This window comes from Streptomyces sp. NPDC044003 (assembly GCF_056435185.1).
On sequence record NZ_JBWKFA010000009.1, the window covers coordinates 305,793 to 318,340 of the forward strand.

The following is a 12,548-nucleotide window of genomic DNA, read 5'->3' on the forward strand; positions in this document are numbered from 1 at the left end:
CCGTGGATGTCCCCGAAATCGCGACGACTCAACGGAGCGCACAAGATGAACTCGAACCACCGCATCGTCGTTCTCGGTGCCGGCTACACGGGCATGTTCACCGCCATCCGACTGGCCCACCGCACCCGCCGGACCGGCGTGAAGATCACACTGGTCAACCCCTCGAGCCGGTTCGTGGAGCGGCTGCGGATGCACCAGATCGCCGCCGGGCAGAAGCTGGCCGCACACCGGATCCCCGACCTGCTCGCCGGTACGGGCGTCACGTTCGTCCAGGGCACCGCCACCGCCATCGATCCCGAAGCCCGGCACGTCACCGTCGACGGCAGCCTCTCCCTCGGATACGACACCCTCGTCTACGCGCTGGGCAGCTGGACCGACACCGGCAACGTCCCCGGCGCCGACACCCACGCGCTCACCCTCAACAGCCCGGAGATCGCCGGCCGCTTCGCCGCGCGGGCCGCCGAGCTCGCACGGGCCGGCGGCACGGTCACCGTCTGCGGCGGCGGCCTGACCGGCATCGAGGCGGCCACCGAGCTCGCGGAGGCCCACCCCGGCCTGAACGTCACCCTGATCAGCGCAGAGGAGCCCGGCGCGATGATGGGCGACAAGGCCCGCGCGTACCTGCACCGCGCGCTGGACCACCTCGGTATCACCGTGACGTCCGGCGTCCGTGTCGCCCGGGTGCTGCCCGATGCCGTCCAGCTGGCCGACGGCCGCGCGATCCGCTCCGACGCCTGCTTGTGGACCACCGGCGTCAGGGTGTCGCCGCTCGCCGCAGACTCGAAGATCGCCACCGATGGCCGCGGACTGATCCTCACCGACGCCACGCTGCGGTCGGTTTCCCACCCGGAGATCCACGCCGTCGGCGACGCCGCCTCCGTCCGCATGACCTGGGGACAGCTCCACGGCTCCTGCCAGAGCGGGCTGCCGACCGCCCAGTACACCGCCGACACCATCGCCCGGCTGGTACACGGCAAGACCGTCAAGCCGTTCCGCTTCGGCTACTTCCACCAGCCGCTCAGCCTCGGCCGGCGCGACGCGGTCATCCAGTTCACCAGGGCCGACTTCACCCCGGCCCGCTGGCGCCTCACCGGTCGCGCCGCCGTGATGTACAAGGAGCTGGTCAGCGGTAGCCCGCTGATGACGTACCGCTACAGCAAGCGCATGAACATGACCACGTTCGTCTCCAAGGGCGCCACCGCCTCCCTGGAGCCCGCCGTATGACCGCCCTGCCGGCTCCCGGCGCCGTGATCCGCTTCGCACTGCCCGGTGCGCGCCACGGGCACCCCTCGTGATTCGCCTGTCCCGAAGGAGTCCAGCATGAAGATTCTCGTCACCGGTGCCACCGGCGCGGTCGGAGGCCAGCTCGTTCCCCAGCTCGTCGACGCGGGCCACGCAGTCGTCGCTGCCACCACCACCGAAGCCAAGACCGCCCGGCTGCGCGAGGCCGGTGCGGAGCCGATCGTCCTGGACCTGCTGGACGCCACCGCCGTACGCGACGCGGTGCGGCAGGCCCGGCCCGACGTGATCATCCACCAGGCGACCGCGTTGGCCGGAAACCTGAAGCTGCGCAAGGTCGACCGGGACTTCGCGGTCACCAACCTCCTGCGCACACAGGGCACCGACAACCTGCTGGCCGCGGCAGCCGAGTTCGGGGTGCGGCGGTTCATCGCGCAGAGCGCCATGCAGGTGCTGTACGCCCGCACCGGAGGCCCCGTGAAGACGGAGGAGGACCCGATCGACACGCACCCGGCCCCAGGCAGCGAGCGGACCCTCGCCGCGATCCGGCATCTGGAGCAGGCAGTGACCTCCACCCCCGGCATCGACGGCATTGTGCTGAGATACGGCGGCTTCTACGGCCCCGGCACCTCGATCGAGCCGAACGGCGAGCAACTGGAACTTGTACGCAAGCGACAGTTCCCGGTGATCGGCGGAGGCGGCGGGGTCTGGTCGTTCACCCATGTCGCGGACGCGGCCGGATCCGCGGTGGCCGCCGTCGAAGCCGGTGCGCCGGGCATCTACAACATCGTGGACGACGAGCCGGCGCGGCTGGCCGAGTGGCTTCCGGAGCTGGCCCGGGCCGCCGGGGCCAAGGCGCCCATGGATGTCCCGCGCTGGGTGGGCCGCCTGCTGGCCGGCGAATTCATCGCCGTGGCCTCGACGGAGATCCGCGGCGCCTCGAACGCGAAGGCGAAGAAGGAGCTCGGCTGGACCCCGCGCTACGCCTCCTGGCGTCAGGGTTTCACGGAGATGCTGCGACGCTGATCCCAGGCCGCCTCCGCACAGCGGGGCGAACTGGTGCGCGCGGCCGCGACGCTGGTCTGGGGCGCCCCGGGACAGCGGAGGGACCTGGCCGTGCCCCGGCCGCGTCGCTCGGCCCCGCCGCAGCTCGACTTCCCGCAGGTCCGTAACGGACTCGACTACCTCACCAGCGTCGTCGAGCATCTCGACGAACTGACTCCGAGGTGGGGCCCCGGAGGGTGAAGCACGCCGTCCTTCACCTCCAGGCCGCGGTCGAGGTCCTCTTCAAGGCCCGCCCTGCTCGCCGAGCACTGGACCCTCGTCTTCACCAACCCCGGCCACGCCACCCGCAAGGCCCTCGACGAGGCCACCCTCGCCAGCGTCTCGCCCGACACGGCCATCACCCGGCTGCGGAACATCGTCGGCGTCGAGATCTCAGAGAAGGAGGAGAAGGCGCTCACGAAGCTGACCGCGGACCGCAACAAACTCCAGCACTTCGGATTCACCGACAACGCCCGCGCGGTCGAGGCCTGCGCCGGTGAGGTGCTCGACTTCCTCATCCGGTTCATCGACATCGAACTGCAGCCCTACCTCGAACCTGCGGACCAGAAGGAGACCAAGCGCAGTCTGAGGGATCTGCGCGAGGGGCTGGGCAGCATCAACTCCTACGTCGAGAAGCGGATGAACCGGCCGCCGACGAACTGCGCGAGGAGGGCGTCGAGAGCACCACCATCGAGTGCCTCGTCTGCGAGAAGGTGACGCTGGCCCTGGACGAGGCTCCTCCGGTGCCGCCGGCCGGCGACGGCGACTTCGCCACCTGCCGCTTCTGTTCCAGCTTCTTCGAGCTCGGAGACCTGCCCACACACTGGCTCCTGGCGAACGGCCAGGACGGATCCTCGTACAACTTCATCTGCCACTGGTGCGATGAGGGAACCCTCGGCACCGACGTCCGTGTCCGCAGCGAGCCCGAGCCGTCTACTTCTGCTTCGCCTGCTCCCACATCGCCAAGGAGATTGCGCCCTGCGACGGGTGCGGCAAGCCAATCGACGTCTCGGTCGAAGGTCCCGCGCCGCTGTGCCGCCCGTGCGGGGACGTGTGGGAGACCGATCCCGAGCCGGAGTTCGAGCTGCCCTACGAGGGCCCGGCGGACTACGGATTCCCGGACGAACGGCAGTGACCGCAGCAGAGATCACCCGAAGCACCAGAGAAGGAGGCGGATCACGAGCCGAATCCGCCAGGTGCACCAGCTGGGCCGGCACCTGACGGAGGTCGCGTCGTCCCCGTGGAAGAGTCGTGACGACCACCTTCGAGACGGCGCCCCCGGGCGAGGTGGCCTTGCCGAAGACCGTCGTCACGCCGACGCCCCCGGCCACCGACGAGTGCCAGGCCCTTTTTGAGCGGTGGGCCGAGCGGCGCGGTGTCGACGCGGCCCGCCGTCTTGCCGAGGCCGAGGACCTGGCCGACGCCGTCGCCGTCGAGATCACCCTCCCGACAACTCCGTCCCCACCTACGACAAGAGCTGGCGGGTCTGGCCGCGGTTCTGCGCCGCCTCCCGGCTGCCCGAACTGGAGGATTCCCGCGGTGCACTGGTCGCCTTCGTGGCGTGGATGCTGCGCGAGGGCCAGCAGAACGGGCAGGGCTACGCTCCCAACTCCGCCCCCACCCACCTCGCCGCTGCCGTCGTCGGACTGCGTGAGCGCTGCGTGGCGGTGTCCGACGATCGGCACCCGGCGGCGGCTGACCTATAGCCGCCAGGCGCTGACGCCCCTGGCCCACCTGACCTGCAACCACGCCTTCGCCGAGCTCGCAGCCAGATTCCGCGTGGGACGGCCCCCAGCCGTACCGCCGCGCGAAGTCAAAAACCGCGTTGCGGAGGAACGTCTGATCGCACAAGGCGGACTCGCGCGGCTGGTATGCGGCCGGGCAGGTAGACGAATCCGTTGCCGTTGTCGAGGAGCAACCCCTCATCGATGCCGTCCACGGACCAGAGATCAACCGGCCCACGGGTGTTGTTGATCTGAAGGAAGAACTCTGCTTCCTCCTCGCCCCGACAGAGGAAGATCCCCTCCACCTCAGGTCGGCGGCTGCCGGCGATTCCCGGTGCGGCGCTCATCCGGGCCCAATCCAGGCCATGCTGTGCGATCGACTGCCGATTGAGCACGGAAGAAACGTGAATGTGGTTCGACGTATCCAACACGCCAGGAGTATAGGAGGCAGTGAGGCTTACGCCTCAGGTTGAGGCGGTCAGCTCTAGGGTGAGGACAGCCTTGACGAGGTCGGTGATGCGGGTGGTGCTGCAGCGGAGCTTCCGCAGCAGGCGCCAGGACTTGAGGGTGGCCATGGCCTGTTCGCCGAGTGCGCGGATCTTCGCGTGGGCGCGGTTGACAGCCTTCTTCCCGGCGGAGAGCTTGTTCCAGCGGCCGCGGAAGGGGGCGCGGACAGCGGGGCCGGAGCCCTGGTACGCCTTGTCGGTCCAGCACCGGATGCCGCCGGTGTTGAAGGCGTTGAGCAGGCCGTGGGAGCGGGCTTCCCTGATGTCGTGGACCGCGCCCACCAGAGCCGGCGAAGCCCGGATGAGCTTCCCGAACGGGTCGGTGAGGACTTGGACGTTCATGCCGTGCTTACGGTGCTTGCCGGAGTAGAAGGGGCGGTCGGCCGCGATGCGGTCGATGGGCGGCAGGGTTCCGTCCAGGATCACGAACGCCTTGCGTGTGGCAACCGTCATAGCCTGCTGGAGGGTGGGGCGAGGACGGCCAGGACGTCCACGGCCTCGGTGACGTAGCGGTGGGCGGTGGCCAGGCCGACGCCGAAGCCGGCCACGAGTTGGGCGAAGGTGTGACCGCAGCGCAGGTGGGCCAGGGTCATCAACGCCTGTCGGCCGCAAGTGAGTCGACGCCAGCGGGTGCCGATCCGTCGCCGTCGAGCGGTCAGCTCCCGCCGCAGCAGCCGCAGTGCGGAAGTGGACAGGTCCAGTCCGGACGGGCACACAAGCAAGCGAAGTTCCTGGCAGCGAAGGTTGATCTTGGTCGACAACCCGTCTACCAGGAGCTTCGTCGTTATGCCACGCCAGCCCCAGCGATCCCAACCATGTTGGAAAAGGCTCAGTCTCGTCGACGGCTGAACCGTCCCCTGTGAGGGCGAACGCCGACCTGCCCGCAGACACCAGCCTGCCCACCCGGTCCGGGGTGGCGGACTTGCCCACTGCGGCCACGGCGTCGGCCGATACCCCGCCCAGTCGTGCTGCCCGCGCCGAGGTTGGAGAGGCCAACCCAGGTGAGCCCGCCAAGCCCCAGGGCCACCGCCAAGGACAGGCACACCATGCGGATGCTCCCACATCGCCGTTGTGACGGGTCCTGCCGTCGGTGGAAGAGCGACTTCATCGCTTTCGGCCTCCTTCGTTGAAGTGACTGACGTGGAGACCACGTTCGGCCGAGGGCCCGAATGTCCGCTGTCCAGCGCCGCGAAAGCCCAGGTCAGCCGTTGGACAAGCCGCGTTGTCCCCGGACACGGCCGGGATGTCCGCTCTCATGGATCCCGATCGACCGTCGCTGTGGACGGTGTGGTCTGGAGGCTGCGGCGGTGGTGGCGGGGCATTCTGGGTCGGCAGCCTGAAGGTGCTGGGGTCGGCGGTACGGACGAGCTCGGGAGGCGGACGGTGGGCCAGGCCACGCTTGTGGGGGAGCAGTTTCTCGAACCGGAGGTCGACTTCTACGGGCTGTGTCTGCAGGACGCCGATCTGTCCGTGGTGCCCGACCCATACCCCGCGGCCCGGGTGATGGAGGGGTTCGTGCACGCCCGGCCGGGACGGATGGATGTCGAGAGCGCGGCGCATACCCATACCGCGGTCATGACCGCGCAGGTGTGGGACGCGGAGCCTCCCGTCGACGACACGCGGGCCTGGGACGAGCAGGCCGAGACCACGGTGCGCTGCCGGACCGGGAATCTGCAGGTGGGGGGTGACGTGCGGGCCGATCGCTCAGGAGATCGAACTCGGCACCCCCGGCACCGAATGGAACGTCCGCCTCTGCAGTGCCGGGAGAGCGGAGGCGGCCAAGGCCGTCGAGGAGGAAGGCGTCGCCGAGGGCATCGAGACCTACCTGGTGCAGTTCTGGCCGACAGCCTGAGCCCCGGGCCCGGGGCTCAGGAACGGGAAAGACGCGGACATGATCTTCCCCAGACCGTGGGCGCGTCAGGAGACGGTCACGTAGAAGCCGTCGTCCATGCCGTGGATGATCCGGTTCAGTTTCGTTGCCACGTCGCCGGCCCTAGGCCGAGTGGGTATCCCTGATCGAATGGTTTTTCGGCCCGCCGGACTCCGGGACCTCTGGGGCGAACCGTGGTGATTCCGGTAAGGCATCGTCACAGAACCGTGAAGCAGCTGCGCGAAGCTGGGAACCACCTCAGCGCAGTTCGCGCGCTGTCATCGGGGGGAGTACCGCCATGAGTTCCGTTCGCAGAGCCGCCTTCGTCCTCGTCGCCGTGTCCGCGCTGGCCCTGACCGCCTGCGGGCCGTCCGAGGACGGTGCCGCGGGCGGCGCCGATGTGCCGGCCACGACTCCCCCCGCCTCCACGTCCCCGTCCGCGCCGGGCAAGCCGTCCACGCCCGCCAAGCCCTCGACGTCGGGCAAGCCGTCGACGCCCGCCAAGCCGTCCACGCCGGGCAAGCCGGCCTCGCCGTCCACGGATCCGGACTACGGCGTCTTTCCCTGCAGCACCTACGACGTGACGTTCGCCGCGAACCTGGCGGAGCCCACGACCAGCAGCTACCTGCTGAAGGTCACCAACAAGAGCGGGAAGCCGTGTCGGGTGCTCGGCCACCCCATCGTGACCTTCGGTGACCTGGACGGGCAGGCGACGCAGCGCGGCACCGCCCCGGGCATCGAGGACGCCATCCGGCTCGACCCCGGCGAGTCCGCCTACGCGGGGCTCATGGGCGGTCTGAAGGACGCCAAGAGCAAGACGGTCTCGTCCATCGCGATGACCATGGACACGGAGTCCGACCTGACGCAGGTGCCGCTCAAGGCCTCGACGCCCGGCTTCAACGTCTCCGAGAGCAACTCCGTCACCGCCTGGATGGACAACGCCGAGGACGCGCTCAGCCTGTAGTCGGGAGCGGCCCGCCCGGACGGCGGTTGTGGAGCCCGGTTCCCCGCGCTCGACGGCCGCCGTTCAGCGTCCGTCCAGGACCGTGGCGTACGCCGTCTCCCGGACCTCCCGGTCCGGGTGCCGCCGCAGCGTCATGACGGCCGCACGGCAGGGCTCCGGCCATCCCAGGCGGGTGCCGAGGGCCGAGGCGAGGGCGGCGGCGAGGAGGCCTTCCACGAGCCCGCCGCCGTCACCCAGGACCCGCACCGCGTTCAGCGCGGCGCCGGGGTCGGCGGGCGGAGTGCCGTACCGGTGTGCCTTCTCCAGATCCTCGGCCACCCGGGCCGCGAGAACGGGGCGTTCCTCGATCGCGGCGGCCAGCTCACGCAGCGGGAGCAGCAGGTCGGGCTCGGGCGCCTCCAGGTCGATCGCCCGTACGAGGACGGCGGTGCGGGTGGCGGCGACGGCCGGCTCGGCCGCCAGCTGCCGCGCCAGGGCCGTGCACATCCGGTGGTCGTGGATCGACGAGCCGACGAGGGAGTGCAGACGACGGCGGGCCGGCAGATCCCCGTCGCGGCCTCCTCCCTCCGGCTCCCCGGCCGCGACGAGCGCAAGAAGCCGGTCCACGACGTCGTGCAGAAGGCTGCCGGGCTCCGCGCCGCCGACCGGGTGGGGGAGTCCGGACCGGGCGAGCTCCGTCAGCCAGTAGCCCGCCCGATCGGTGGTCAGCGGCGAGGCGAGGTCCGTGTAGACGTGGACGAGGGTCGCGCCGGCCGCCGGTGTGTACTGCGCCCAGTCGCGGAGACCGAGCAAGGCCCTCTCCGCCACCTGTTGCTCGGGTACGTGGACCAGTCGGGCGACGAGTTCCCCGTACCGCGACCGGTGGGCCGGGGCCAGGTCCGCCGGGTCCAGGCCCAGGAGCGTGCGCCGGGCGGCGTCGGGCCCGTCGGCGGCCGCCGCTTCCAGCAGGGCCCACATCTCCTCGGCCGGCAGCAGCGTCGGGGTCAGGCCGACGACGGTGGCGTGCACGTCCGGATGGATGCCCGGGGTGCGGGCCACGGTGGACAGGAGCGCTGTGGCGGCGGCCGGGGGCAGATGGCGGGCGGCGAGCCGGGCGGCCGCCTTCCTGACGGTGACCTTCACCCCGTTCTCCCGGGTCAGTACGTCACGGAGCAGGGCGGTGACCTGGCTGGGCCGGGAGTGTGCGGCGGCGCGGGCGGCGGCGGACCAGGCGGCCGCGGCCTGGTCGTCGCCCGCATGGTCGAGCAGGGCGCCGAGGGCCGCGGCCGGGTCGTCGGTGTGGGCGGCCGCGTCCAGGGCCGCCGCCCTCAGAGAAGGCTCGACAGGGGTGGTCGCGGACGCCGCCATGTTCTCGTGCGCGGCCACGGTCGGCATCGGGGCGGTGTACCGCTGGAGCAGGGCCCTCCCGTAGGCCGGCACCGGGGCCACCGTACGGAGCAGCGCGGCACGTTCGTCCAGACCCCGGCCGTCATCGGCGACGACGGACGCGGCCAGCCGGACCGCGGCCTCCTGCTGCCGGGGCAGCCACCGGTCGGCGTAACGGAAGGGAGGCAGCGGCCGGGGACCGCCGGCCGCGGGGAACCGCCCGCCCGGGAGCGGTGTCTCGGGCAGGGCGCGGTCCAGCAGGTCGGTGCGTTCCGAGGCGAGTACGGCGAGCACCTGGGGCACGAAGGCCGCGGACGGTTCCCGCGCCAGCAGCGCGGCCGCGCGGTCGCCCCGGGTCGCCGGGTCGGCCAGCCAGGCCGCGGCGACCTCGCCGAACACCCCGTCCGGGCAGGTGCGCAGGGCCTGTTCGAGACGGTCCTGGAGTTCCGGGATGCGATGCGCACGCCGTCCGGCGGATCCGACGAGCGCCAGCAGGGGCATGACGTCGCCACGGGCGACGGCGCCGTCCAGCCACGGCCCGAGGACGCCGAGCAGGACCCCGGCTCCGCCGCCCCGCACCACGGGGCCCAGCCGACCGAGTTCCAGCGTCCCGGTGTGAGCGGTCAGCGCTTCCACGAGGAGGACCGCACTGCGCGCGGCAGCGGAAGCGGGGGCGTCGGCAGGCGCGTTCGCGGCGGCGGAGAGCAGGGTCACCGCCAGCGTCCGGATCGTGTCCCGGGTCCTGGGCGAGCAGTCCCGGGCGCCCAGCGCATCCAGGCACAGCCGCTCCAGGGATTCGGACCCGGTGCGGCCCCCGGCGAGAGCCCCGGCCCCGAGGGCTGCCACGAGAAGCGGTGCCGACAGTTCGGCGACGGCGGACAGGGCCTCCTCGCGTACGGGGTCGCGCTCGTGGGTGAGCCGGCCGGCGGCCAGCGCGAGCACTTCCGCCACCTGTCCAGGATCACTGGTGTGACCGGCGTTGACGACCAGCTGGTGCCAGAGCACCCCGCGCTCGTCGGCGTCATCGGTACGCAGTGCCGCAAGGAGTTGTGGACGGGCCTCGGCGGCCGGGAGCAGGGCGAGCAGGCCCCAGGCGTCCCAGCGCAAGTGGCGCTCGGCGCGGGCTTTCTCGAGCGCGGCTCGGACCCGGGTGTGCCGCTCGGCGGCCGGCAGCAGGGCGAGCACCCCTGGGTGGGCGTGCAGCTTCCTGCGCGGATCCCCGGCGTCGAGGACGGCGTCCACGAAACCGGGCCGGCGCGCCGGCGGCACGGACCGCAGCAGAACGCCGAAGGCCTCCCGGCTGAACGACCGGGCCCCGAGACCGGGCAAGGACGGCGGATCCGCCGCCACCAGTTGCCGCATGACCGCACGGCCGGGTGTCCGTTCCCATCGCCCGGCCGTGCGGCCCGGATCGGCGAACCAGCGCGCGACGCGCTCGGCGTCGACCGCGACGAGCTCGCCGAGCCGGTCGTGCACCGGATCGGGCAGGTCGTCGGGGCCGTACCGCTCAAGCAGGCCGAGCACCCGCTCCGGTGCGGCGGGCAGGGCGGCGGCGATCCCGGTGGCATGTCGCCTCCACCAGAGCGTGCGCAACCGTTCGGGGGACCCGGCGAGTTCGCGTTCCGCATGGTCGAGGACGGCGACGGGATGGCGGACGGCCAGCGTGCTCCAGTCCTCGAACGCGAGCGTCCCGGCGAGTTCGGGCAGCAGCCGCGCGGTGAACCCCGTCGAGCACCCCGGCAGCAGACGGGCCGCGTCCCGGTCGCCGTACTCCGAGCGGACCCGGAGCACCAGCCGTTCGGCGAGCTCGGAACGGCGCCCGTCACGCAGCAGCCGTGCGAGGTCGGCGCGGACCACGGCGGGCGCGTCGTCGTACGCGGCTTCGACAGCGGCGTCCGCGACGGGCAGCCGCCGCGCCCCGCGCAGCGCGTACCGACGGACCACGGGGTCGGGATCACCGAGCCGGGCGGCCAGATGCTCCGAATCTCCGGCGGCCAGGGCCGCGAGCGCGGCGAGACGACGCTCGTACGCGCCCCGCGCGTCCAGGGCGGTGAGCAGAGGACGTAGTCCGCCCCGGGAGGCGAGCCGGTGAGCGGTGACGGCGGTGAACCGGAGCCGGGCGGCGTGCGGCAGGGGTTCGAGGGCGGCGAGCAGCTGGTCGGCAGTGGAGATCATCGCGGGCATTGTGCGCGAGGGCGTGTCCCCGCCTCCACCGATTATCGGGCTGACCGATTATCGGGCCCGACCGCTCATCGGGCCGATAAGCGGTCGGGTGGGAGGTCGGGTACGGGAACTCAGGGCGCGCTCCTGGCGGCCGAGGTCCGCCACAGCCGGACGGCGACCGCGCCGGCCAGTGCGGTCCCGAGGACCGCCCAGGTGGCCGGGTGGGTCCACACGGCCGTGTCCAGCTGCCGCGCGAGGACGAAGACGCCCATCACGACGACGAACCAGCCGAACGCCGTGCGCAGTGCGTCCTGCGGGATGCGCCCCGCGAGCCGTCCGCCCACGACACTGCCGACCACGGCCGCCGCGGTCACGGTCAGGGCCAGACCCCAGTCGATCCCGACGCCCGCGAGGTGCCCCGCGAGCCCCGCGAAGGAGTTCATCGCGATGACGAGGAGCGAGGTGCCGACCGCGATGCCCATCGGCAGCCCGGCGATGAGGGCGAGCGCCGGGACGACGAGGAATCCGCCCCCCGAGCCGACCAGGCCCGTCACGGCACCGACGGCCAGACCCTCCACCGCGATGTGCCGCGGAGGGAGATCGCCGGGGCTCCGCCGCGTCTCCCGGCCGCCCCGGGGCCTGCGGAGCATCGCGACCGCCGTGGCCAGCATCATCAGGGCGAAGGCGACGAGCAGGGCCGTGCCCGGGATGTACTCGGCGAGCCGCCCGCCGCCGTACGCACCGGCCATGCTGAACCCGCCGAAGAGCAGCCCGGTCCGCCATCGGACCCGGTGGGCGCGCGCGTGGGGGACCAGCGCGGCGAGGCTGGTGACGCCGACCACGAACAGGGAGGTGGCGATCGCCTCCTTGGTGTCGAGCCCGGCCAGATAGACCAGGATCGGCACCGTCAGGATCGAGCCGCCGCCCCCCAGGGCGCCGAGGCTGACGCCGACGAGCAGGGAGGCGGCGACGACCAGGGCGGTCACGAAGAGCTCCGCAGCTCCGCGATCACCGTGCGGATGTCGGGGCGCGGCCCACGGTTGTACGGCAGCTTGGAGAGCAGCACGCCCATGGCGCAGGAGTTGCTGAGGGCCGCGTAGGTCAGGCCGGCTCCGATCGCGGTGCCGATCAGGTGCGCGCCCGGAACGAACACTCCGACGAGTCCGGTGATCAGGACGGTCGAGCCGGCCACGAGCCGGACCTGGCGCTCCATGTCCCACCGCTCGGGCCCACGGTTGACCGGCGCGCCGGCGGTCTCCCAGGCGACGATGCCGCCCTCCAGGACGCGGAGGTTCGGCAGGCCGGCCTCGGCGAGGGCCTTCTCGGCCTGCGTGGCGCGCTGTCCGGAGCGGCAGACGAGGACGACGTCCTCGTCGAGGTGGGTCAGGAGCTCGGTGCGGTGCTCACGGAGGGTGTCGAGCGGCACGTTGTACGAGCCGGGAATGTGCGCCGTACGGAACTCACCCGGCGTGCGCACGTCGAGCAGGCGCGGGGCGCGCCCTTCCTGGACGAGTCGGTGCAGGGCGGCGGGAGCGAGGGAGGGGGTGGGCGCGGAGGTGGCGCTCATGGAAATCCACTTCGAGTCGGTCGGATATACCGAGGGGGGTATGTAAAAGGGTGCGAGGGGCCCAGGGCTCTTCGGGGACGCAGGCGCCGATGGGCTCAGACGCCGA

The 12,548-nt window shown here is 72.0% G+C and carries 9 protein-coding genes and 1 pseudogene; 4 read left to right on the forward strand and 6 right to left on the reverse strand.

Going from position 1 to position 12,548, the window contains the following annotated elements:
- Window positions 1-45: 45 nt before the first annotated feature.
- Together AC07AW_RS31620 and AC07AW_RS31625 are read left to right on the forward strand one after the other, a co-directional pair.
- Window positions 46-1,224 (forward strand): NAD(P)/FAD-dependent oxidoreductase, encoded by a 1,179-nt coding sequence (locus AC07AW_RS31620; RefSeq protein ID WP_478818881.1) that lies wholly within the window; start codon window positions 46-48, stop codon window positions 1,222-1,224.
- Between the two features lie 96 nt (window positions 1,225-1,320).
- Window positions 1,321-2,265 carry an NAD-dependent epimerase/dehydratase family protein gene (locus tag AC07AW_RS31625; protein WP_478818882.1) on the forward strand — a complete coding sequence of 315 codons (945 nt, stop codon included), beginning with the start codon at window positions 1,321-1,323 and terminating at the stop codon, window positions 2,263-2,265.
- A gap of 155 nt (window positions 2,266-2,420) precedes the next feature.
- Here the strand turns inward: AC07AW_RS31625 and AC07AW_RS31630 are convergent, their stop codons facing one another.
- The 3 genes and pseudogenes from AC07AW_RS31630 to AC07AW_RS31640 form a co-directional block, all read right to left on the reverse strand.
- Window positions 2,421-2,816 (reverse strand): hypothetical protein, encoded by a 396-nt coding sequence (locus AC07AW_RS31630; RefSeq protein WP_478818883.1) that lies wholly within the window; start codon window positions 2,814-2,816, stop codon window positions 2,421-2,423.
- A gap of 1,280 nt (window positions 2,817-4,096) precedes the next feature.
- Window positions 4,097-4,438: a hypothetical protein gene (locus AC07AW_RS31635; protein ID WP_478818884.1), complete on the reverse strand. Its 342-nt coding sequence runs from the start codon at window positions 4,436-4,438 to the stop codon at window positions 4,097-4,099.
- A 33-nt stretch (window positions 4,439-4,471) separates the two neighbouring features.
- Window positions 4,472-5,235: pseudogene (locus AC07AW_RS31640) on the reverse strand (transposase family protein).
- A 962-nt stretch (window positions 5,236-6,197) separates the two neighbouring features.
- On the opposite strand from AC07AW_RS31640, the gene AC07AW_RS31645 reads away from it, so the two are divergent.
- Together AC07AW_RS31645 and AC07AW_RS31650 are read left to right on the forward strand one after the other, a co-directional pair.
- Window positions 6,198-6,365 carry a hypothetical protein gene (locus AC07AW_RS31645; RefSeq protein ID WP_478818885.1) on the forward strand — a complete coding sequence of 56 codons (168 nt, stop codon included), beginning with the start codon at window positions 6,198-6,200 and terminating at the stop codon, window positions 6,363-6,365.
- Between the two features lie 316 nt (window positions 6,366-6,681).
- A complete protein-coding gene (locus tag AC07AW_RS31650; RefSeq protein ID WP_478818886.1) occupies window positions 6,682-7,347 on the forward strand; it encodes a DUF4232 domain-containing protein in 666 nt (221 codons plus the stop codon).
- Between the two features lie 63 nt (window positions 7,348-7,410).
- On the opposite strand, the gene AC07AW_RS31655 is transcribed toward AC07AW_RS31650, so the two are convergent.
- From AC07AW_RS31655 to AC07AW_RS31665, 3 genes are all read right to left on the reverse strand, one after another.
- Complete coding sequence (locus tag AC07AW_RS31655) at window positions 7,411-10,887, reverse strand: hypothetical protein (RefSeq protein ID WP_478818887.1); 3,477 nt, start codon at window positions 10,885-10,887, stop codon at window positions 7,411-7,413.
- 119 nt (window positions 10,888-11,006) lie between these two features.
- Window positions 11,007-11,861: a sulfite exporter TauE/SafE family protein gene (locus AC07AW_RS31660; RefSeq protein ID WP_478818888.1), complete on the reverse strand. Its 855-nt coding sequence runs from the start codon at window positions 11,859-11,861 to the stop codon at window positions 11,007-11,009.
- Window positions 11,858-12,442: a rhodanese-like domain-containing protein gene (locus AC07AW_RS31665; RefSeq protein WP_478818889.1), complete on the reverse strand. Its 585-nt coding sequence runs from the start codon at window positions 12,440-12,442 to the stop codon at window positions 11,858-11,860. The genes AC07AW_RS31660 and AC07AW_RS31665 overlap by 4 nt, the downstream gene beginning before the upstream one ends.
- Window positions 12,443-12,548 lie beyond the last annotated feature (106 nt).

Bases quoted from the DNA above. Each gene is read 5' to 3' on its own strand.
- AC07AW_RS31620 (WP_478818881.1), top strand. From the start codon at position 46: ATGAACTCGAACCACCGCATCGTCGTTCTCGGTGCCGGCTACACGGGC.
- AC07AW_RS31625 (WP_478818882.1), top strand. From the start codon at position 1,321: ATGAAGATTCTCGTCACCGGTGCCACCGGCGCGGTCGGAGGCCAGCTC.
- AC07AW_RS31630 (WP_478818883.1), bottom strand. From the start codon at position 2,816: ATGTCGATGAACCGGATGAGGAAGTCGAGCACCTCACCGGCGCAGGCC.
- AC07AW_RS31650 (WP_478818886.1), top strand. From the start codon at position 6,682: ATGAGTTCCGTTCGCAGAGCCGCCTTCGTCCTCGTCGCCGTGTCCGCG.
- AC07AW_RS31655 (WP_478818887.1), bottom strand. From the start codon at position 10,887: ATGATCTCCACTGCCGACCAGCTGCTCGCCGCCCTCGAACCCCTGCCG.
- AC07AW_RS31665 (WP_478818889.1), bottom strand. From the start codon at position 12,442: ATGAGCGCCACCTCCGCGCCCACCCCCTCCCTCGCTCCCGCCGCCCTG.